This window comes from Rhodococcus tukisamuensis NBRC 100609, from assembly GCF_001894985.1.
GTDB classification, from domain to species: Bacteria; Actinomycetota; Actinomycetes; order Mycobacteriales; family Mycobacteriaceae; genus Rhodococcus_G; species Rhodococcus_G tukisamuensis.
This window is the reverse complement of sequence record NZ_BCXG01000006.1, coordinates 50,916-70,016: the sequence shown is the minus strand read 5'-3', so window position 1 is coordinate 70,016 and position 19,101 is coordinate 50,916. Positions and strand designations below refer to the sequence as shown.

Here is a 19,101-nt window from a genome sequence, read left to right as displayed (position 1 = left end):
CGACATGACCCTGGGATTCACCGGCGTGGTCTGGCTGCCGCGTGGTGCCACCGTGAACTCGACCTCGCTCAACGCCGGCGTCGGCCCGGTCGCGCTGACCGCCGCGAGCGCCGCCTGGACGGCGCTGACCGCCGCCCTGACCGACGCGACCCTGACGATGACCAGGGTGGTGGCCGAGCTGGGCGTCGGCTGGGAGGGCCTCGCCGCCGACGCCGCGCTGGCGAAGCTGGTGCCGTTCCACGCGTGGACGCAGGAGGCGGGCACACTGGCCGCCGTCACCGCGAGCAAGGCCGGCGCCGAGGCCACCGCCCACACCGTCGCCCGGCTCGCGATGCCCAGCATCGCCGAGATCGCGGCGGTGAAGACCGCGAAGGTGTTGGCGCACACCGTAGGCGGGACGCTGGTCGGCGCGGGCGCCGCCGCGGAGGCCGCGGACCGGGCCATGGATGTGCGGGCCGGGCTGGTGATGGAGGCGTACGAGTCCGCGTCGACGGCAGCAGCGTCGCCCCAGTCCTTCACTCCCCCACCACCGTTGGCGAACGGGCCGCGGGCCTCCGACGGCGACGGACCGGCGGCGGCGACCGCCGGCAGTGCGTTCGACGACTTCCGGACCACCCCGGCCGGGGCCGCGGTGGCGGCCGCGCTGGCACAGGCGCAGAACCCGGCTGTGGTCGGCGCGGCGTCGCAGGCCGGCTCGATCGCGGGGTCCGGCCTGGGCACCGCGGCCTCCAGCGCCACGTCCCTCGCACCGAACGCAGTCTCCGCCCTGACCGGCGGTGTCATCGGACCCGGTCCCGGCGCCACCGGTCGTGGCGACGGCACCGGCGGGCACGTCACCGGTGCGCGCGGCGAGGGTGGCCCTCGTGGCGGCGACGGCAGACCGGGATCGACGGCGACCCGGGCCGTCGGGTTCAGCGGACGTGGATACTCCGGCAGCGCAGGTCATTCCGGCAGCGCAGCCGATGCCGACGCGTCGGGGTACTCCGGAGGCGCGGCATCGGCCGGGGGCAGCAGCCAGCTAGGCGGAGGGGCGGCCGGCGGGGGCACCGGGCATGCCCCCGGCGCCGGCACGACACCCCTCCCCGACGCGTTGCGCCCGGACCAGTCGCGCGCCGACACGGCCGCGGCGTCGGCCCGCGGCGGGCCGGTGGGGGCACCGATGACCGGCGCCGCCCGCGGGGCCGGCGAGGACGAGCTGCACCACACGCCCGACTACCTGCGCGGGTTCGAGCACTTCGGCGACGGCCGGGTGGTGATCCCGTCGGTGATCGGCGCGGACCCGGACTTCTCGTCGTGATCGAGACGCCCGCGGTGCTGACCTCCGGCGCGGTGCTCGGGCCCGCCGGGCTGCCCTCCGCGACCCTCACCCTCGACGAACTGGGCCTGCTGGTCCACCTGCTGCGCATCGACGAACTGCCGGTGGCGCTGGACGCGTCATCACGATTCGACACCGCCGCGGCCCGCGACGCCGCCTTCGTCGGGGCGGCCCGTACCCTCACCGGCCGCGGCCTGCTCGACCACGGCGACCCGCACCCGGACCTCGCGGACCGACTGCGGACCCTGGCCCGGCCGGACCGGGAGGTCGCGCTGCGCCGCTACACCGGCGACGGCGACGGCGGCCGACTGTGCGTGGCGCTAGGCCCGCTCGGCGGGGTCGTGGCCCACTGTGAGGAGAACTCCGTTGTGCTGCAACCCTGTTCGGTTCCGATTCGGGACCTCCTGTGCGGCACTGCGGGTTTCGCGCGGCCACTGATGTTCGAACCCGTCAACGCCGTCACTGCGGGGCTCGTCGAGGCCCTGTCGGACTGCGCGGACCCGGCTGCGACCGCCCGGAAGCTCGCCACCCTCGGCGTCGCGGCCCGCGAGGCCGGGGTGCTGGCCGCCGCGCTGGCCACCTGCTTCGCCCGCACCGAGATCGTCGCGATGCGCCGCGCGGACGGCCGGTCCGCACCGCTGGGCGCACCGGTCGCGGTGATCGACACCGACCACGGCCGGATCCTCGGCACCTCGAGCACCGCCACCGACGGTACTGCCTGGTCCACGCTCGGACCGGGCGGCGACGCCCGGGTCCGGCAGGCCGTGGGGGCCCTGGTCGGCGAGGTCTGATCTCGCCGACCAGGGCCATCGACTAGCTGGAACCGGAGCAGGAGATACCCGTGCACGGCTTCTCGCCGGCAAAGAGCGCGGCGACGAACGGCGTGCTGTCCGCCTCCGACGCCGGCACCGTCCCGAGGTGGTCGGTCGGGTAGGTGCGGAACGCGAGGTCGACGTTGTTCGCCGCGAGGTCGGCGGCCAGCTTCAGCGTCAGCGGGGCCGGGACGTCGATGTCGTTCAGGCCCTGGCCGATGAAGACCGGCCGGTCGTAGCCCGCCGTAGGCACGGTGAGGATCTTGCGCGCCGCGGCCGTGAAGGCCGGCGTGTCGATCGACCTGGACAGCAACTGACCCAGCGAGACGTCGGCGTACTTGGTACGGGCCTCCGCGTAGCAGATGTTGTTCTCGACGTCGTCGAGGATGGTGCGACCGAGCGGGCTCAGGTACGAGTCGACGTCGACGTCCGGTCGGGCCGCACGCAGGCCGTCGAGCGCGTTGGCCATGTACACGGTGGTGCCCTTGAGCGGCAGCTTCGGGAACGCCGGGCCGCCGAGCGGCAGCAGGTTCTCGATGTTCGACGGCACCCCGGTGGCGACGGCGCCGAGGTAGTCGAGCTCCGGCGCGTACGAGGTCGCGAGGTTCGCGGCGAACATCGTCGCCTGGCCGCCCTGGGACTGGCCCATCGCGACCCACTTGGACGAGAGGGCCGGCTCGACGGAACGAGCGGCCCGCACCATGTCGACGACGCTGTGCGCGGCGGAGCGACCGTCCAGGTAGGGATGCACGCCCGCGGTGCCGAGGCCGACGTAGTCGGTGGCCACGACGGCGTATCCCTGGTCCAGCCAATGCCTGTAGGACCGGACGCTGCGCTCGTTCAGCGGGTTGGCCGACGGGGCGCACTGGTCCGCCACACCGGTGGTGCCGTGGGCGAAGGAGATGACCGGCCAGCCGCCCTCCGGTGCCGTGCCCTGCGGCAGGTAAACGGTCCCGGTACTGAGCATCGGCCTGTCCTGCGGCCCCTGCGACCAGTACGTCACCAGCGAGGACTTCGCGGCACCCGGCAGCTGCCGGTCGGCCGGCTGGTCCTGGACCGACGTGACCGTGCCCGGCCGGTCAGCGGCGACGGGCGCGGCGGCGGCCGGGGCAGCCAAACCTGCCGCGACGGCCAGGCACAGGCCCGTGCTCACGAGCGCGGCGCGTAGACGACGGGTCAACTTGATCTCCTCACGAGTGTGCGCCCGGTCACCTTGCGGACCGGGCACACCGACCATAAGTTAGACCTACCGTCTGGTCAATCAATCGCTCCGGGCAGCGCAACCGAACTCAGGCCGACACGAGCGCGGCGTCGCGCACGGACCTCATCGCCCGGGTCCACGGAACAAGCTGGTCGAGGACCGGCGTCGATTCGTGCCGCCCTCACCGAGCGCGGACTCCGGTAGCCCGCCACGTGGCGGGAGTCAGTCGACCTTTCGCCCGGCTGACTGCCAGGAACGGACGTAGATGTCGATGGTGTCGGCGAACAACAGGAACGCCCGGTCAACACGGTCCCGATCACCGGTGGCCAGCAGGTCCAGCAGCAGCCCGCGGACCTGGGCGAGGATCAGGGTTGCCGTGTCGGCCACCCGGTCCGGCGGGCAGTCCGCGCGGCGCAACCCCACCTCGAGCGCGGCCAGCCACTCGCCGACGAAGTGTTCGAGGAACTGCTCGAAGCGCGCCGGATCCAGCAACGCCTGCGCGTAGATCTCGAACATCAGCCGGAACCGGGGCAGTGCCTCAGGTGTGGTGCGGGCAGCCCACCACCGCTTGAGCAGCTCCACCGGGTCGTCGCCCTCCGTGCCCAGCGCCATCGGGATCGACCCTTGCCGGAGGTTCTCCACGACCGCGCTGAGCAACTCTTCCTTGCTGCCGAAGTGGTTGAGCAGCGACGCGTGCGAGACCCCGGCCGCCTGCGCCAGCGGCCGGATCGACTGCTCGCCGACGCCGTTCGCGATCACGTAGTCGGTGACCGCCGCGAGCAGCTCCTCACGCCGCCCTGCGTATCGCAGGGTGCGCTTGTCAACTCGCTCCGTCACCGCTTCAGAATACGCATCGACCTGCCCGAATGGTCCGCTTGACCCGACCGGCGGCACCCCCGTCGGTCAAACGCATGACAGGCGCGCCGAGCGGTCAGCCCATGGGATCGTCGGGCACCACGGGGGCGAGATCGAACGGGGGCAGCACTGCGCCCCAGCGCACACACTGCCAGCCGCCGCCGGCGGTCGGCACCAGCTCGACGGTCTGGGTGTTGTCCAGGTGGGTGCGCGCGGAGAACGTGCCGTCCATCCCGGCGAGGTACCCGGCCACCAGCCGGATCGCCGCGCCGTGGCTGACCACCAGCACGTCGCCCCCGGCGCCGGGCGCCTCGAGGAACTCCCGGCGCAGCGCGCTCAGCACCGGGACGTAGCGCTCGAGGACGTCCTCGCCGGACTCGCCGCCGGGGATCCTCGCCGCCAGGTCGCCGGCATGCCAGGCGTGGAAGACCTTGGCGAACAGCTCGTGGGAGGCGCGGTCGGCCCGGTCCTCGAGGTCACCCGCCTGGGCCTCGTGAATCCCCTCGCGCACCTGCACCGCGACGCCCGACGCCCGCTCGACCCACCGAGCGGTCTGCCTGGCGCGCAACGCCTCCGAGGCCACCACGGCCAGCGGCGAGGTACCGACGAGCCGACTGCCGAACTCCCGCGCCTGCCCCTCGCCGACCTCGGTGAGCCGGGCTCCGGGCAGCCGGGTGTCCAGCCGCAGGCCCACGTTGGCCTCAGTCTGGCCGTGCCGGACCAGGATCAGCTTGCCCGCCATGTCACTGCTCCCCGTCCGGTTCGCCCGCGCCGATCCGGCGCAGCCACTGACTCGCCTCCTCGTCCGACGGCGGAGGCTGCCCACCCGGCGTCGCCGCCGGCCACGACCCGAGGAACCGGACCGTGTGCTTGCGGTGCAGGGCCTTGAGCGCCTCCGCGACGGCCGCGTCCTCGAGATGCCCGATGCAGTCCAGGAAGAACCGGTAGGTGCCGAACTCGATGCGCGTCGGCCGGGACTCAATCCGGGTGAGATCGATTCCACGAGTGGAGAATTCGGACATTGCACCGACCAGGGAGCCGGGCTCGTTGCTGAGCTGCAGCACCACCGCGGTGCGGTCGGCCCCGGTCGGCGCGGGGGGCGGCGCGGGCCGGGTGACCAGGACGAACCTGGTGCGGGCGCCGTCGACGTCGGCGACCGAGGCGGCCAGCACGCTCAGACCCAGCCGCTCGCCGGCCAGCGCGGTGGAGACCGCCGCGTCGGCCAGGCCCGCGGCCACGTCCTCCGCGGCGCCGGCGTTCGAGGACGCGGACTCGAGCCGCACGTCCGGCAGGTTCCGTTCGAGCCAGAGCCGCACCTGGGCCGAGGCGACGGGGTAGGCCCGGATCGTGCGCACCTGGTCGAGCGTGGTGCCAGGCCGGCCGACGATGGTGAAGCGCACGTCGAGCTCGGTCTCGGCGACGATCTGCAGCCGCTCCCCCGACGCCAGCGCATCCATGGTGGGCGGGACCGGCCCCTCCACCGAGCTCTCGATCGGCACGACCGCCGCGTCGACGACGCCGTCGCGGACGCGGTCGAGGGCCGCGGGCGGACTCGGGGCGGCGATGCGCTCGACCGGGCCGTCGAAGGCACCGTCCTTCTCGAACTTGGCCAGAGCCATCTCGGTGAAGGTCCCGGATGGTCCGAAGTAAGCGATGCGTGGCACGGGTCCAGGCTACTGTTCAGCCCTTCAGGTCTGCCGCAATCCCATGCTCGAAGAGGTACGACTCGGCCTCCGTCGCGTCGTCGACGGCGACACCGACCAGCACCTCGCGCACGGCCGCGGCCGCGGCGGGGCTGAGCGCGGCCACCGGAACCGGGTCGGCCGCGGCGAAGGCGGCGGCGATGTCGTCGCCGCGCAGCGCCGCCACCGTGGCCGCGAGCACCGCCACCACCTCGGTGCCGGTGCGGGCCCGGGCCACGAAGCCGGCGTCCGAGTGCGCAAGGACGGCGAGGAAGTCGGCGACGTCCTCGGCGGCGGCACCCACGTCGAGCCCGGGGTGCGCCCCGGCGTCGGCGATCCGCGCCGCGGACTCGGCGGCCCAACCGCGGGACTGGTCTCCGCGTTCGACGAAGACCACGAGCCGGGCGGGCAGGGGCTTCGGGTCCCCCTGGGCGAGGGCGACGACGTCGTCGAGTTGATCTGCGCTGCAGTCGATCTCGAAGCGCGATGGCCGTGGCGGCGAGGCGGGAAGCAGGTCCGGGTCGGCGTCCAGGCGCACGCAGACCGGCTCGTCGGGAACCTGGCCCGGCGCCGCCAGCAGGGCCCCTGCCGCGATCACCGGCGGCCCGAACAGGACGCCGCGGCGGCGGGCCCGGACGGCGTCGACGTCGGCGCAGACCTCGAAGAGCAGCCCGGCAAAGGGCGGTTCCGGGTCGCGCGGGGCAGGCGGTTGCAGCGTGAGCAGGGTGGACACGCCCCCAACGGTAATCGGCGGCGACGGCCCTTGCGTTCCGCGGCCACCCTCCCGTAACTTAGGCATGGCTAACCTACTGTGATGCCGGTAACCGAAGGGATCCCGCCGATGAGCACGCCAGAGATCACGCTTGGCCCGTCGACCGCGGAGCGGGTGCGCAGCGCCTGCGCCCGCGCGCACCAGGCGGTCCTCGCCATCGACGGCAGCGACCCGGTCGTCGTGCCGGTCCAGCACCTGCGGGCGGGCGGCGACGTCGTGCTCACCGTCCCCACCGACTCCGCCGCCACCGCGCTGGCGTGGCAGGCCTCCCGGGCCGGGCTGCCGGCCGTCCTCGAACTCACCGACCGGGCGCCGCTCTCCCTGCGGGAACCGGTGCGCTCGCTGGTCTGGCTGCGCGGCGCACTGCACTCCGTGCCCCCGGAGGCCTCCCGCGCGCTCGCCGCCGCCGTTGCCACCGACCACCCCGACCCCGGACTGCTCGACGTCGGGCACACCACCACCCTGCTGCGCCTGGTACTGGACTCCGCCGTCGTCGCGGACAGTCACGGCGCCGAACCGGTCCCGCTGGACGACCTGCTCGCGGCCCGCCCCGACCCGTTCTGGGAGATCGAGGACCACTGGCTCGAACACCTCGAGGCCGACCACGGCGAACTGGTGGACCTGCTCGCCCGACGGCTGCCCCGGCACCTGCGCGGCGGCCGCGTCCGGCCGCTCGGCCTGGACCGGTACGGCATCCGGTTGCGGGTGGAGGACACCGGCGCCGAGGGTGGCGGCGCCGACAACGACGTCCGACTCTCCTTCGGCGACCCGGTCGACGACGCCGCCGCGCTGAGCCGGGCCCTGCGACTGCTCGTCGGCTGCCCCTTCGTCAACGGCCTGCGCGCCCGGCACTGAACCGGCCGGCCGGCCTCGGTCGGCTACCGTGGCCCGGGTGACCAGGCTCGACGAATGGCTGCGGCCGAACGCCCCCGCTCCGTCGGAGCCCGCGCCGACGCCCGAGCAGCGACGGGCGCTGTGGTTCGAGATAACCGTCGTCCTGCTCGTCACCTTCGGGCTCAGCGGGCTGTCCGGCATCCTGTCGCTGACCGAGGACGCCCTCGCCCCCGGCGTCCTCTCCGACCAGACCGTCGCGCTCAACGTCACCCAGTCCACCGTCGGCTGGATCGACCTCGGCCGACAGTTGCTCGGCATCGCCAAGCTGTGTGCGTGGGCCGCACTCGGGCTTTACCTGCTCTGGCGCAGCGGCCTCGGCCCCGCCCGGATCGGCCTGCCCGCCCGTCCGGACTGGCGACGCGACCTGCTGCCCGGCGTCGGGCTCGCGGCGCTGATCGGGCTGCCCGGCCTGGCGCTGTACCTGGTGGCGAACGCCCTCGGCGCCAACCTCACCGTCGTGCCCAGCACCATCGACGACCACTGGTGGCGGCTGCCCGCGCTGGTGGCGTGGGCGTTCGCCAACTCCGCCGCCGAGGAAGTACTGGTCGTCGCGTACCTGATCTCGCGGCTGCGACGGCTCGGCTGGAGCGAGAACCGCTCGCTGCTCGCGTCCGCGGTGCTGCGCGGCAGCTACCACCTCTACCAGGGCCTCGGCGGCGGGCTGGGGAACGTGGTGATGGGCCTGGTGTTCGGCCGCTACTGGCAGAAGACCGGCCGGCTGTGGCCGCTGGTCGTCGCGCACTGGCTGATCGACGCGGTCGCGTTCGTCGGGTACACCGCGCTGCGTGGCCACGTGTCCTGGCTGCCCTGACCCGTAGAGTCGTTTCACGTGAACGGCGACCGTCCCCAGCAGCGAGACCCCCGCGACCCCCACGCGGGTCGCGCCGGAGCCCCGCGCCCGCAGATGCCGCCGAACCAGCCGCCGCGCCGAAACCCCCCGCCGAACTACCCGCCGCCGAGCTACCCGCCGCCCCGCGCCCAGCCGCCCCGTCCCCAGCCGCCGTACCGTGGCACCCCGGCAGACCCCGGACCCGAGGGCACCCAGGTGATCCGGCGCGACGGACGCAGCGCGCAGCCCCCACAGGCCTGGTCACAGCCGGCGGCCGGCGGTCGCCCGGCGGGCCCGCCGCCGCAGCAGACCCACGCCTACCGACCGGCCGCCGGGTCGGCGTACGCCCCGACGCAGACGCCGCAGCGCCACCCCGGTGAGTCCGGGCAGCCGGGTCGACCGGGCACCCCGGTACCACCACCCCCGCGTCGCGACCAGCCCGCGCCGCCGGTCCCGCCGCAGCGGCCGCCGAATCCCGCGCGGGCGCGCCGACGGCCGCCGCACTGGGGGCGCCGCATCGGTCTCGTCCTGCTGGCCCTGGTGCTGCTTGTCGGCGGTTCCGTGCTCTACCTCGACCGCGGGCTGAACCGGATCGACGCACTCGCCGGCTACCCGGGTCGGATCGCCGACACCCCGGGCACCAACTGGCTGCTCGTCGGCTCCGACAGCCGGGCCGGCCTGACGCCGGAACAGGAACAGAAGCTCGCCACCGGCGGCGAGAGTCCGGAACTGGGCGGCAGCCGCACCGACACGATCATGGTGGTGCACATCCCCGAGAGCGGCGCCGCGACCATGGTGTCCCTCCCGCGCGACTCCTACGTGCCGATCCCCGGATACGGCCGCGACAAGCTCAACGCGTCGTTCTCGCTCGGCGGGCCGCAACTGCTGGTCCAGACCGTCGAGGAGGCCACCGGGCTGCGGATGGACCACTACGCGGAGATCGGCTTCGGCGGTTTCGCCGGCATCGTCGACGCGATCGGCGGGGTGAACCTGTGCGTGCCGTACCCGATCGACGACCCGCTCGCCGGGATCAACCTGCAGGCCGGCTGCCAGGACCTGACCGGCGCCCAGGCACTCGGCTTCGTGCGCACTCGCGCGACGCCGATGGCCGACCTGGACCGGATGAACAACCAGCGGCTGTTCATGGCGGCGTTGCTGAAGAAGGCCACCGGACTGACCACCCTGCTCAACCCGCTGCGACTGTGGCCGATGGTGACCGAGACCGCGGGTTCGTTCCAGGTCGACGAGGGCGACCACCTGTGGAACCTCGCTGGGCTGGCCTGGGCGATGCGCGGTGACCTGGTCACCACCACCGTCCCGGTCGGCGGGTTCGAGGACGTCGACGGCTCCGGCAACGTGCTGTTGTGGGACCGCGCGCGGGCATCGCAGTTCTTCGAGGCCCTCGCGAACGACCGGCCGGTCCCGCCCGAACTGTTGACCTCGGGCCCCTGAGGTCCCTGAGGTCGTTGGCCGCGTGTCAGGGTGCGACGTGTTCGGCAGCGAACGCCCGCACCGCGTCCTGCTTCGCCTCGAGCGGGCAGTCCATCGGCAGCCCGCGCATCGCCCACGGCATGACGGTCACGTCGGTGACGCCGACGGCGGCCAGCTCGACGTAACCGTGCGTGGCGACCCCGGACGCCTGGACCTCGAACGGCCGGTCCGCGGTACCGAACTCGGCGCGCAGCTCGCCGAGCCTCACGATCGTGGCGGCGAGTTCCTCGAACGGCATGAGAGCCGAGGTCCAGCCGTCGCCGACGCGCGCCGCCCGGGCCAGCGCCGGCGCCGAGTGCCCGCCGACGTACAGCGGCACCCGGCGCCCGGGCGCCGGGCTGATCTGCAGCCGGTCGAAGTCGAAGAACTCGCCGTGGTGTTCGACCATCCCGCCGGCGAGCACCTTCGTCAGCACCTCGACCATCTCGTCGACGCGGGCACCGCGCCTCCGGTACGGCACCCCGCACCATTCGAACTCTTCCGGCGCCCAACCGACGCCGATGCCGAGTTCGAAACGGCCGCCGGTCAGGTTCGCGACCGACCCGACCTGCCGCGCCAGAAGCAGCGGGTTACGCGAGCCGAGCTTGAGCACGTTGGTCCGGAACGCGATCGTCGACGTGACCGCGCCCATCGCGGCCGCGGCGATCAGCGGATCGACGAAGGGGGTCTCGCCGTCCCACATGCGCGACCCGTCCGCCGTGTACGGGTAGTCGACCGACGCCTTCTCGGCGAAGAACAACGAGTCCGGGAGCGCGACGGCGGAGAACCCGCACTGCTCCGCCGTCCGCGCCAACGGCACCAGCTGGTCCAGCGGGATCATGGCCACGGCCAGTGAGAACTTCATGACCCCAGACTGGTTGCCGGCCCGCGGCCCATCACGCGCCCGTCCCACCCACCGGAACCGCGATCGCGGCGCCGGTCGTCCCCTCGGCCGGGACGCGGTGGCGTGCACCACCTTCCGCGACCGGTCCACCGACGGGCGGCCGTCCGGCGGTAATCTGTGCGCCATGACCACCCGAGAGCGCAGCGAATTCCACGATCTCCTCCGCGAACAGATTCGCAACGAATTCACGGCCTCGCAGCAGTACGTAGCGGTCGCGGTGTACTTCGACGGAAATGACCTCCCTCAGCTCGCCGGGCGCTTCTACAAGCAGGCGACCGAAGAACGCAACCACGCGATGATGATGATCCAGTACCTCCTCGACAACGACCTCGAGATCAAGATCCCCGGGATCGACGAGGTGATCACCGACTTCGGCTCGGTCCGGGAGCCGGTCGAACTCGCGCTGAACCAGGAGCGTGGCGTCACCGACCAGGTCACCAAGCTCGCGCGCACCGCCCGCGACACCGGCGACTACCTCGGCGAACAGTTCATGCAGTGGTTCCTCAAGGAGCAGGTCGAGGAGGTCGCCTCGATGACCACCCTGCTCGCCATCGTCGACCGGGCGGGCGACAACCTGTTCAACGTCGAGGAATTCGTCGCCCGCGAGATGAACTCGACCCCGCCGAAGGACGGCATGGCACCGCGGCCCGCCGGCGGCGGCATCTGACCCCTCGCGAAGTCGAGGCGACAGCGGCCTGACCAGGCGACGTCATTCGAATCGCCCACAAATAAGGCTCACATAATTAAGGACGAACTTAATTAGGGAATACTTCCCTCAATAAGGTTCGACTTGGATGACACTTCACCCTGACCAGCTATATCGTCGCCCGATGGCGAATTCCACAGAGACTGACAGGTCCAAGTTCCACGCGTTGCTCCACGACCAGATTCGCAACGAATTCAACGCGTCGCACCAGTACATCGCGACCGCGGTTTACTACGACAATTCGGATCTGCCTCAGCTCGCCAAGCATTTCTACTCGCAGGCGGTGGAGGAACGCAATCACGCGATGATGATCGTCCAGTACTTCCTGGACCGGGAAATCACGGTGGAAATGACGGGCGTCGACAACGCCAAGTCGCGGTTCGCGGACACCCGCGAGCCGATCGCGCTGGCCCTGCAGCAGGAGCGGGCGGTCACCGAGCAGATCATCCAGCTCGCGAGCACCGCCCGCGAGGAGGGCGACTACCTCGGCGAGCAGTTCATGCAGTGGTTCCTCAAGGAGCAGGTCGAGGAGGTCGCCTCGATGACCACCCTGCTCGCCATCGCGGACCGCGCCGGCAGCAACCTGTTCGACCTCGAGAACTTCGTCGCCCGCGAGATGAGCAGCCCGAAGGACGCCGCCGGCGCGCCGTCCGCCGCCGGCGGGACGATCTAGACCCCGGCCGTCGCCAGCACCCGGCACAGCACCTCGAGGGCGCTCGCGAAGGCGTTCTCCGGTGACGCGCCGTAGCCGACCACCACCCCGTCCCGCGGCGGGGTGGTGGCGTCCGGGTGCCGCAGTTGCGACAGTGGCCCCAACGCGAGGCCCGCCGCGGCCGCGGCCGCCAGCACGCGCCGCTCACTGCCGGGCGGCAGGTCGACGACGGCGTGCAACCCGGCCGCGATGCCCGACAGCCGCACCGCCGGTGCCCGTTCGGCGAGCATCGCCACCAGTCGGTCGCGGCGACCGCGATAGCGTGCCCGCATCAGTCGGACCTGCCGGTCGTAGGCGCCGCTCGCCAGGAAGTCGGCGAGCGCCAACTGGTCCGGCACGCTCACCCACCGCTCCCAGACGCCCTTGGCCTCGACCACCCGGTCCACGAGCCGGTCGGGCAGCACCATCCAGCCCAGCCGCAACGCCGGCGACAGGCTCTTGCTGACCGAACCGAGGTACGCCACCCGGTCGGGGTCGAGATCCTGCATCGCGCCCACCGGCTGCCGGTCGTAACGGAACTCCCCGTCGTAGTCGTCCTCGAGCACCAGTCCGTCGACGGTGCGCGCCCAGTCCATCACCGCCGCACGGCGTTCCGGGTGCAGCGGCCCGCCGATCGGGAACTGGTGGGCCGGCGTGAGCAGCACCGCGGCTGCCCCCGACGACACCAGTTCCCCGACCCTGGCCCCGTTCTCGTCCACGGTCAACGGCACCGTGCGCAGGCCCGCCTCGGCGAGCAGGCCGCGGTGCACGTGCAGCCCGTACGACTCGACGGCGACGGTGCCCGACCCGGCCTGCACCACCGCAGGGGACCGGGCCAGCACGGACCCGATCAACGTCAGCGCGTGGGCGGTGCCCGCACACACGACTGTCCGGTCGGGGTCTGCCTGCACCCCGCGCGCCCGGGACAGGTAGTCCGCCAAGGCAATTCGCAACTCCGGGCGGCCCCGGGGATCGCCCGGGCCGAATGCCTCGCTCGGCGCCGCGGTCAGCGCACGCCTGGTGGAGGCGATCCAGGCGGCGCGGGGAAACGAGGCGGGGTCGGGTGAGCCCGGCATCAGGTTGTGCACCGGCAACGGGGCCGCGACAGGTCGGCGGGTTCCCCCGGCCGGCGTGGTGACCGCGCGCGGTGCCACCCGGGTGCCCGAGCCCTGCCGGGCGGTGAGCCAGCCCTCGGCGACGAGTTCGGTATACGCGTCCGCCACCGTGTTACGGGCGACCCCGAGGTCCGCGGCCAGGGCTCGCGACGGTGGCAGCGCGGCTCCCGGAGCCAGCCGGCCCGACCTGATGCCCTCGCGGAGGGCGGCGGTCAGCGCGGAGCGAACGCCGCCCCGGCCGCGGAGGTCCAGATGCAGGTCCAGCCCGGAATTGGCCCATGATTTCACTCGCAGATTGAACCATTCGGACGGACCATTCCGCGCCTACAGTCGAATCCATGACCACACCCGAGCACCCGCAGCGTGTCAACTTCTTCAAGAACGCCCCCGAGGTCTACCAGGCGATGATCGCCCTGGACGCCGCGGCCAGGAAGGGCGTCGACCCGGCCCTCGCCGAGCTTGTGCTCACCCGCGCCTCCCAGATCAACCACTGTGCGTGGTGCATCGACATGCACACCGCGGACGCCCGGAAGGTCGGCGTCAGCGAGCAGAAGCTCTTCCTCCTCAACGCGTGGGAGGAGGTGCCGGGCCTGTTCACGGAGCAGGAGCGGGCCGCGCTCGCCCTCACCGAGGCCGTGACGGTCCTGACGGACGGCTTCGTGCCCGACGACGTCTACAACCGGGCCGCGGCCCACTTCGACGACGGCCAGCTCGCGCAGCTGATCGGCCTCGTCCTCACCATCAACGCCTGGAACCGGATCGCGGTCACCACCCGGCGCACGCCCCCGATCCGCTGAGGGCGGCCGGACGGCACCGTGCGGAAAGCACGACGGGCGCCGCGCGTCGGAGGACGTAGCGGCGCCCGTCGGGCTTTCGTGGTGTCGGGTCAGCGGAGCGTGATCTGGCGACCGCGCAGGCCGTCGCGACTGCGCCGCTCCTCCGAGGTCAGCGGGGCGTCGACGGCCAGCGCCTGCGCGAGGCGGTCGCCGAGTTCCGCGGTGGCCGAGGCCCATTCCTGGGCGTGCTTCTCGCGGTCGAGGTCGAACACCGGCACCAGCAGGCCGTGCGTCCGGAACGAACCCGCGTAGCGCGAGCCCTCACCGAGGTGCAGTCCGCCGGACGCGTGCACCCGGGCCAGCGCCAGCATCAGCTGGTCCTCGTCCTCGGGGCGCACCCAGCGCAGGTGGGCCTTCTCGCCGGCGTCGACCCACCAGGCCGCGACCACGCCGTCGGCGTCGAGACGCGCGGACGGCATGATCACCTCGTTGGCCCGCTCGACGGTAGCGGCGACCTCCGGTGCCGGCGTGACGCCCTCCGGGATCCACCAGTTGAAGTCCTGGTACACGGTGATGTCGAGGGCCGCGCCCGCATCGATCACGTCGGCCAGGCGCGGGCCGTCGGCGCCGACGGTCGCGGCGGTGAGCGACTCGCCGGGCGTGGCGGTGGCCGCCCACGACGCGGCGGCCACGAGGTCGGCCCCGAGGTCCGCGGAGTGCGCCTGCACCTGCATGCCGACGAAGCCGGTGGCGGAGTCCGTCTCGTCCCGGACCAGGGCTGCAACGGCGCCGGGCAGCACGGTCGCGACCACGACGGCGCGGTCGGCACCGGTCATCGGCAACGGCGCGGTCGCGGACGGGACGAACTCGCGCATCGCGACGAGATCGCACTCGGCGGCCAGGCCCTCGAACGGCCGGGACACCACTGTCGCCGCGGCGCTCTCCTGGGCGGCGCGCCGCTCGGCGAGCTTGGCCGCGCGGTTGCTGTCGGGCTTCGGACCACTGTTTCTTTTGCTCTTACCCACGTCCGGAAACCTACACGCCCGTGTTACCGCGCGAGCCACTCCTTGGTACGGCCCGGATGGTTGGTGGCGATCCAGCCGACCCCGAGGTCGCGGCACAATTCCACGTCCTCGCGCTCGTCGACGGTCCAGCAGTAGGTGGCCCGGCCCGACGCCGCGGCCCGGTCCACCAACTCGGGGTGTTCGCGCAGGGACTTGATCGACGGGCCGACGGCGGTGGCGCCGACGGTGGTCGCCGCGCCGCCGCCCAGGTAGCGCGACGCCTCGCCGAGCAGCACCGTCGGCAGCAGCGGCGCCGCCCGCCGGACCCGCCACACCGCACTCGCCGAGAAGGACATCACCACGGCCCGCGAGTGGCTCGCCGACGCGGGCGCGGACAGCCCGAACCGGGACAGCTCGGCCAGCAGCTTGCTCTCCACCAGGCCCCCGTACCGGACCGGGTGCTTGGTCTCGATGAACAGCTTGGTCGGCCGGTCGCGGAAGTCGAGGACCAGGGTGATCAGCTCCGCGAGGGTCAGCAGCCCGGCTGGTTCGCCGTCGGTGCCGAAGTCCAGCGCGTTGAGGTGCTGCAGCGTCATCTCACTGACCAGCCCGGTGCCGGAGGAGGTGCGGTCCACCCGGCGGTCGTGCACGCACACGAGGTGGCCGTCCCGGGTGAGCCGGACGTCGCACTCGAGCCCGTCGGCGCCCTGTTCGAGGGCGAGTTCGTACGCGGCGAGGGTGTGCTCGGGCCGGGCGGCCGACGCGCCGCGGTGCGCGACGACGAGGGGGCCACGCCGGTCCGGGCTCACCGCGCGCCCGCTTCCGCCAGGACCGGTTCGGCCGCGACGGGTGGTGCATCGTCCGGCGCCGCGACGCCGTCGGCCGGCGACGCCTCGGGCACCGCGACCACCCAGCGGGTCAGGGTCCGCGGCCGCCCGGCGAGATCGAGCCCGTCCACGCGGCGCATCACCGCCAGCGTCGCGACCGCTACCGCGGCGGCCACCACGTCACCGAGTGCGGCCAGCAGCACCCCGTTGGCCTGTGCCTGCACGGAGTCGTGCGACCGCCACAGCAGGTTCGCCGCCAGCAGCACGCCACTGCTCGCCCACAGCCCCCACCACAGCCGAATCAGGTTCCGGGTCTTGGGGTTCCGGTCGGATATCTCGTGCAGGTACACCCCGGGCAGCACCAGGTTCACCCCGGGCACCAGGCAGCCGGCGACCAGCCACGCGGGCCGACGCGGATCGCTCCGACCGGCCGCGGCGTAACCGGCGGCGCGGGTCCGCAGCAACCACGCCACCGAGGCCGCGGCCGCGGCCAGCGCCAGCAGCGGCGCCATCACGCCGGCCGCGCCGACCAGTCCGTCCGACACCGCGAGGACGGTCGGGTCGATCAGGGTGGTCCGGTTGCGCAGCAGCAGGCCGTAGCGGAAGAGCTCGGCCAGGGCGGCCACCGCGAACAGCACGGCGGCGGTGACGAGCAGCGTCGGGGCCAGGTCGGCCATCCGCTCCTGACGCCCGTACCCGGGCTCCTCGGGCTCGACGGGCGGCGGGTCCAGCAGGCCCCACCGGGGCATCTCGCGGTACGACGGCGGCGAGGGGTCGGCCGCCCCCTGCCCGGCCCCCGCCGCGGGTCGCCGGGCCGCCGCGCCGGGACGGCGGGCGACCCAGCGGAAGTTGCGCCGCGACGGCGGCTCGGGGCGGGCCGGGTCGGTCGGGGACAGCAGCACCCCGTGGCAGCGCGGGCACCACTGCGATGGCCGGCCGGCCACCGGCCATCGGGCAGCGCACCGGACACAGACCTGGACGGCGCTCATCTAGTAGATCTTCGCCGAGCGGCCGTCGTCCGCGGTGAGCGGCCGCCCGGTGTGCTGCCAGGCGACCATCCCGCCGGAGACGTTCACGGCGTCGTAACCGATCTGGTTGAGGTACGCGACCACCTGGATCGACCGACCACCCTGCCGGCACACCACGTACACCTCGGCGTCGATGTCGATCTCGTCCAGTCGGGCGGGGACGTCGACCATCGGGATGTGCAACGCGCCGGGCGCATGACCGTCCGCCCACTCGTAGTCCTCGCGCACGTCCAACAGGACCGCGGCGTCGTAGGGATCCGCGGGCACCTCGCCCACCTCGACAGAGGGCACGTCACCAAAGCTCACACAGTCGATCTTGTCACGTTCGCGGCGGCCGCGGCGGCCGACTCCGAGAAGGTTGTGCACACCCTGGGGATCAACCCGAGACGGGGATATCCACAGGGTCTACCATGACATTTGCGAAATATGTGACTCAGGCCACAGGTTGTCCACCGAGTTATCCACAGTTTCCACAGGCTTGTCCACAGATAGTGAACAACCCTACGTAAATGGGTGGGGACAACCGACGTGCGGCACCCTGGACGGCATGGAGCTGAGAATCTTCACCGAACCACAGCAGGGCGCCACCTACGAGCAGTTGCTGCGGGTCGCGCAGGCGGCCGAGCAGCTCGGGTACGGGGCGTTCTTCCGGTCCGACCACTACCTGGCGATGAACGTCGACGGCCTGCCCGGGCCCACCGACGCCTGGATCACCCTGGCCGGGCTCGCCCGCGAGACCTCGACCATCCGACTCGGCACACTCGTCACCTCCGCCACCTTCCGGCACCCGGGTCCGCTGGCGGTGTCCGTCGCACAGGTCGACGCGATGAGCGGCGGCCGCGTCGAGTTCGGTCTCGGCGCCGGCTGGTACGAGGAGGAACACCTCGCCTACGGCATCCCGTTCCCCGGCGTCGGGGAACGCTTCGACAAGCTCGAGGAGACCCTCGCCGTGGTCACCGGCATGTGGCGCACGCCGGTCGGCGAGAAGTTCTCCTACGACGGCGCGCACCACCGCATCCTGGACTCGCCCGCGCTGCCCAAGCCGCACCGCCCCGAGGGCCCGCCGATCGTGATGGGTGGCCTCGGCAAGAGGCGCACCCCCGCGCTGGCCGCGCGCTACGCCGACGAGTTCAACCTGCCGTTCGCCTCGGTGGAGGACTCCGCGACCCAGTTCGAGCGGGTGCGTCAGGCCTGCCGTGCCGTCGACCGCGACCCGGCCGACCTGGTCTACTCCAACGCCCTGGTGCTGTGCTGCGGCCGCACCGAGGCGGAGGTCACCGCACGGGCCGGGCGGATCGGACGCGAGGTGGCCGAGCTGCGCGAGAACGGGGCCGCCGGCTCGCCCGCGGAAGTCGTCGACAAGATCGGCCGGTACGGCGAGCTCGGCGCGACCCGCATCTACCTGCAGACCCTCGACCTCGACGACCTGGACCACCTGGAACTGGTGGCCACCGAGGTGCTTCCGCAGCTGCGCTGAACCCGAGGCGCCCCCGCTCGTCGGTCGGCGGGGGCGTCTGTGGTCGGGGGCGTCAGTGGGCGGGGGCGTCGCCCAGGAAGCGTTCCAGCTGCCGGGTCCACTGCAGGTCGCGGCGGCGGTTCAGCATGCCGGTCCCGATCGCCACGCCGGCCCCGGCCAGCAGCATCACCATCACCCAGCCGAACACCGCGACGGTCACCGCGGAGATGGCGGCACCGGCCTCGGTGACCGGCTCCGCCGCCCGTGCACCCGACCGGTCGACCCAGATCTCGACCGGCGAGCCGGCGGGCGTGCCCGCGGGCACCGTGAGGTCGCCGCGATGCGTGCGCTCACGCCAGTCCCACGTCGCCGGGACCGTGCCGAGCGAGGCCGTCTCGAGGTCCGCGCCCGCCCGCCAGCCGCCCGCGTCCTCGAGTGTGGTGGCGGTGACCTGACGCAGGTCGTGCGCCTGCTGCTGCGCCAACGCGCGCTGGTTCTCGTCGGTTCGGACACCGAGCCACACGGCCACCGGGACCAGCACGATCCCCAGCATCACCAGTCCGACCGTGAGTGCCGCCTCGAGCCGATCCGAGCGCCGGACCAACGAACCGGGTTCGCGCCGCAGCATGACCAGGGCCAGTGACAGCCTCCCGTGCACCACCTGCGACATCCGACCCGGCCCTCACCTCTGGACACTGCCCCGACGGGGACTCCTGTCCTCCACAGTCGTACGTGGTGAGACCAAGATCAAGTACCTGCGGGCA

Annotated in this window: 21 protein-coding genes; 9 read left to right on the top strand and 12 right to left on the bottom strand. The window is 72.7% G+C overall.

Annotation, left to right across the window (positions count from 1 at the left end):
- The first annotated feature begins 4 nt into the window (after positions 1-4).
- Complete coding sequence (locus RT2_RS08790; protein ID WP_072844400.1) at positions 5-1,297, top strand: PPE domain-containing protein; 1,293 nt, start codon at positions 5-7, stop codon at positions 1,295-1,297.
- Positions 1,294-2,106: an ESX secretion-associated protein EspG gene (locus RT2_RS08785; protein WP_083577214.1), complete on the top strand. Its 813-nt coding sequence runs from the start codon at positions 1,294-1,296 to the stop codon at positions 2,104-2,106. Before RT2_RS08790 ends, RT2_RS08785 begins: the two co-directional genes overlap by 4 nt.
- A gap of 22 nt (positions 2,107-2,128) precedes the next feature.
- On the opposite strand, the gene RT2_RS08780 is transcribed toward RT2_RS08785, so the two are convergent.
- The 5 genes from RT2_RS08780 to RT2_RS08760 all read right to left on the bottom strand — a co-directional run bounded on the left by RT2_RS08780 (position 2,129) and on the right by RT2_RS08760 (position 6,598).
- Positions 2,129-3,364, bottom strand: coding sequence for a lipase family protein (locus RT2_RS08780; protein WP_092775751.1), 1,236 nt, complete (start codon positions 3,362-3,364; stop codon positions 2,129-2,131).
- A 186-nt stretch (positions 3,365-3,550) separates the two neighbouring features.
- Positions 3,551-4,165 (bottom strand): TetR/AcrR family transcriptional regulator, encoded by a 615-nt coding sequence (locus tag RT2_RS08775; protein WP_072844398.1) that lies wholly within the window; start codon positions 4,163-4,165, stop codon positions 3,551-3,553.
- A gap of 94 nt (positions 4,166-4,259) precedes the next feature.
- Positions 4,260-4,925: a histidine phosphatase family protein gene (locus RT2_RS08770; protein WP_072844396.1), complete on the bottom strand. Its 666-nt coding sequence runs from the start codon at positions 4,923-4,925 to the stop codon at positions 4,260-4,262.
- 1 nt (position 4,926) lies between these two features.
- The gene (pheA, locus tag RT2_RS08765) at positions 4,927-5,847 is read right to left on the bottom strand and encodes a prephenate dehydratase (protein WP_072844394.1); all 921 of its coding nucleotides are present in this window, start codon (positions 5,845-5,847) and stop codon (positions 4,927-4,929) included.
- 16 nt (positions 5,848-5,863) lie between these two features.
- Positions 5,864-6,598, bottom strand: coding sequence for a hypothetical protein (locus tag RT2_RS08760; RefSeq protein WP_072844392.1), 735 nt, complete (start codon positions 6,596-6,598; stop codon positions 5,864-5,866).
- Between the two features lie 108 nt (positions 6,599-6,706).
- Here RT2_RS08760 and RT2_RS08755 point away from each other — a divergent pair, with 108 nt between their 5' ends.
- The 3 genes from RT2_RS08755 to RT2_RS08745 all read left to right on the top strand — a co-directional run bounded on the left by RT2_RS08755 (position 6,707) and on the right by RT2_RS08745 (position 9,812).
- On the top strand, positions 6,707-7,492 hold the full coding sequence (locus tag RT2_RS08755) for a DUF2470 domain-containing protein (RefSeq protein WP_072844390.1): 786 nt from the start codon (positions 6,707-6,709) through the stop codon (positions 7,490-7,492).
- A 37-nt stretch (positions 7,493-7,529) separates the two neighbouring features.
- A complete protein-coding gene (locus RT2_RS08750) occupies positions 7,530-8,342 on the top strand; it encodes a CPBP family intramembrane glutamic endopeptidase (RefSeq protein ID WP_072844601.1) in 813 nt (270 codons plus the stop codon).
- 234 nt (positions 8,343-8,576) lie between these two features.
- Positions 8,577-9,812 carry an LCP family protein gene (locus tag RT2_RS08745; protein ID WP_072844388.1) on the top strand — a complete coding sequence of 412 codons (1,236 nt, stop codon included), beginning with the start codon at positions 8,577-8,579 and terminating at the stop codon, positions 9,810-9,812.
- Between the two features lie 25 nt (positions 9,813-9,837).
- Here the strand turns inward: RT2_RS08745 and RT2_RS08740 are convergent, their stop codons facing one another.
- Entirely contained in the window at positions 9,838-10,695 is an 858-nt protein-coding gene (locus RT2_RS08740; protein ID WP_072844386.1) for a TIGR03619 family F420-dependent LLM class oxidoreductase, read from the bottom strand.
- 163 nt (positions 10,696-10,858) lie between these two features.
- On the opposite strand from RT2_RS08740, the gene RT2_RS08735 reads away from it, so the two are divergent.
- Positions 10,859-11,401 carry a ferritin gene (locus RT2_RS08735; protein ID WP_072844600.1) on the top strand — a complete coding sequence of 181 codons (543 nt, stop codon included), beginning with the start codon at positions 10,859-10,861 and terminating at the stop codon, positions 11,399-11,401.
- A gap of 163 nt (positions 11,402-11,564) precedes the next feature.
- The gene (locus tag RT2_RS08730; RefSeq protein ID WP_072844384.1) at positions 11,565-12,113 is read left to right on the top strand and encodes a ferritin; all 549 of its coding nucleotides are present in this window, start codon (positions 11,565-11,567) and stop codon (positions 12,111-12,113) included.
- Here the strand turns inward: RT2_RS08730 and pdxR are convergent.
- On the bottom strand, positions 12,110-13,534 hold the full coding sequence (gene pdxR, locus RT2_RS08725; RefSeq protein ID WP_217635563.1) for a MocR-like pyridoxine biosynthesis transcription factor PdxR: 1,425 nt from the start codon (positions 13,532-13,534) through the stop codon (positions 12,110-12,112). The two genes, RT2_RS08730 and pdxR, sit on opposite strands and share 4 nt — an antisense overlap.
- Before the next feature lie 50 nt (positions 13,535-13,584).
- Between pdxR and RT2_RS08720 the strand changes: the two genes are divergently transcribed.
- Positions 13,585-14,043: a carboxymuconolactone decarboxylase family protein gene (locus tag RT2_RS08720; protein ID WP_072844380.1), complete on the top strand. Its 459-nt coding sequence runs from the start codon at positions 13,585-13,587 to the stop codon at positions 14,041-14,043.
- An 89-nt stretch (positions 14,044-14,132) separates the two neighbouring features.
- On the opposite strand, the gene RT2_RS08715 is transcribed toward RT2_RS08720, so the two are convergent.
- From RT2_RS08715 to RT2_RS08700, 4 genes are read right to left on the bottom strand one after another with little or no spacing between them, the layout of a single operon-like run.
- Complete coding sequence (locus RT2_RS08715; RefSeq protein ID WP_072844378.1) at positions 14,133-15,047, bottom strand: DUF5926 family protein; 915 nt, start codon at positions 15,045-15,047, stop codon at positions 14,133-14,135.
- A gap of 23 nt (positions 15,048-15,070) precedes the next feature.
- Positions 15,071-15,835, bottom strand: coding sequence for a glycerophosphodiester phosphodiesterase (locus tag RT2_RS08710; RefSeq protein ID WP_072844376.1), 765 nt, complete (start codon positions 15,833-15,835; stop codon positions 15,071-15,073).
- Entirely contained in the window at positions 15,832-16,842 is a 1,011-nt protein-coding gene (locus RT2_RS08705; protein ID WP_083577210.1) for a DUF4328 domain-containing protein, read from the bottom strand. The genes RT2_RS08710 and RT2_RS08705 overlap by 4 nt, the downstream gene beginning before the upstream one ends.
- Positions 16,843-17,187, bottom strand: a complete 345-nt coding sequence (locus tag RT2_RS08700) for a rhodanese-like domain-containing protein (protein WP_072844599.1) — start codon at positions 17,185-17,187, stop codon at positions 16,843-16,845. It lies immediately after the preceding gene.
- A 241-nt stretch (positions 17,188-17,428) separates the two neighbouring features.
- On the opposite strand from RT2_RS08700, the gene RT2_RS08695 reads away from it, so the two are divergent.
- Entirely contained in the window at positions 17,429-18,358 is a 930-nt protein-coding gene (locus RT2_RS08695; RefSeq protein WP_072844372.1) for an LLM class F420-dependent oxidoreductase, read from the top strand.
- A gap of 52 nt (positions 18,359-18,410) precedes the next feature.
- Here RT2_RS08695 and RT2_RS25370 read toward each other — a convergent pair whose 3' ends face one another.
- Positions 18,411-18,998 (bottom strand): Rv1733c family protein, encoded by a 588-nt coding sequence (locus RT2_RS25370; protein ID WP_139191102.1) that lies wholly within the window; start codon positions 18,996-18,998, stop codon positions 18,411-18,413.
- Positions 18,999-19,101 lie beyond the last annotated feature (103 nt).

Bases quoted from the DNA above. Each gene is read 5' to 3' on its own strand.
- RT2_RS08790 (WP_072844400.1), top strand. From the start codon at position 5: ATGACCCTGGGATTCACCGGCGTGGTCTGGCTGCCGCGTGGTGCCACC.
- RT2_RS08780 (WP_092775751.1), bottom strand. From the start codon at position 3,364: ATGGTCGGTGTGCCCGGTCCGCAAGGTGACCGGGCGCACACTCGTGAG.
- RT2_RS08770 (WP_072844396.1), bottom strand. From the start codon at position 4,925: ATGGCGGGCAAGCTGATCCTGGTCCGGCACGGCCAGACTGAGGCCAAC.
- RT2_RS08755 (WP_072844390.1), top strand. From the start codon at position 6,707: ATGAGCACGCCAGAGATCACGCTTGGCCCGTCGACCGCGGAGCGGGTG.
- RT2_RS08740 (WP_072844386.1), bottom strand. From the start codon at position 10,695: ATGAAGTTCTCACTGGCCGTGGCCATGATCCCGCTGGACCAGCTGGTG.
- RT2_RS08735 (WP_072844600.1), top strand. From the start codon at position 10,859: ATGACCACCCGAGAGCGCAGCGAATTCCACGATCTCCTCCGCGAACAG.
- RT2_RS08730 (WP_072844384.1), top strand. From the start codon at position 11,565: ATGGCGAATTCCACAGAGACTGACAGGTCCAAGTTCCACGCGTTGCTC.
- RT2_RS08720 (WP_072844380.1), top strand. From the start codon at position 13,585: ATGACCACACCCGAGCACCCGCAGCGTGTCAACTTCTTCAAGAACGCC.
- RT2_RS08705 (WP_083577210.1), bottom strand. From the start codon at position 16,842: ATGAGCGCCGTCCAGGTCTGTGTCCGGTGCGCTGCCCGATGGCCGGTG.
- RT2_RS08695 (WP_072844372.1), top strand. From the start codon at position 17,429: ATGGAGCTGAGAATCTTCACCGAACCACAGCAGGGCGCCACCTACGAG.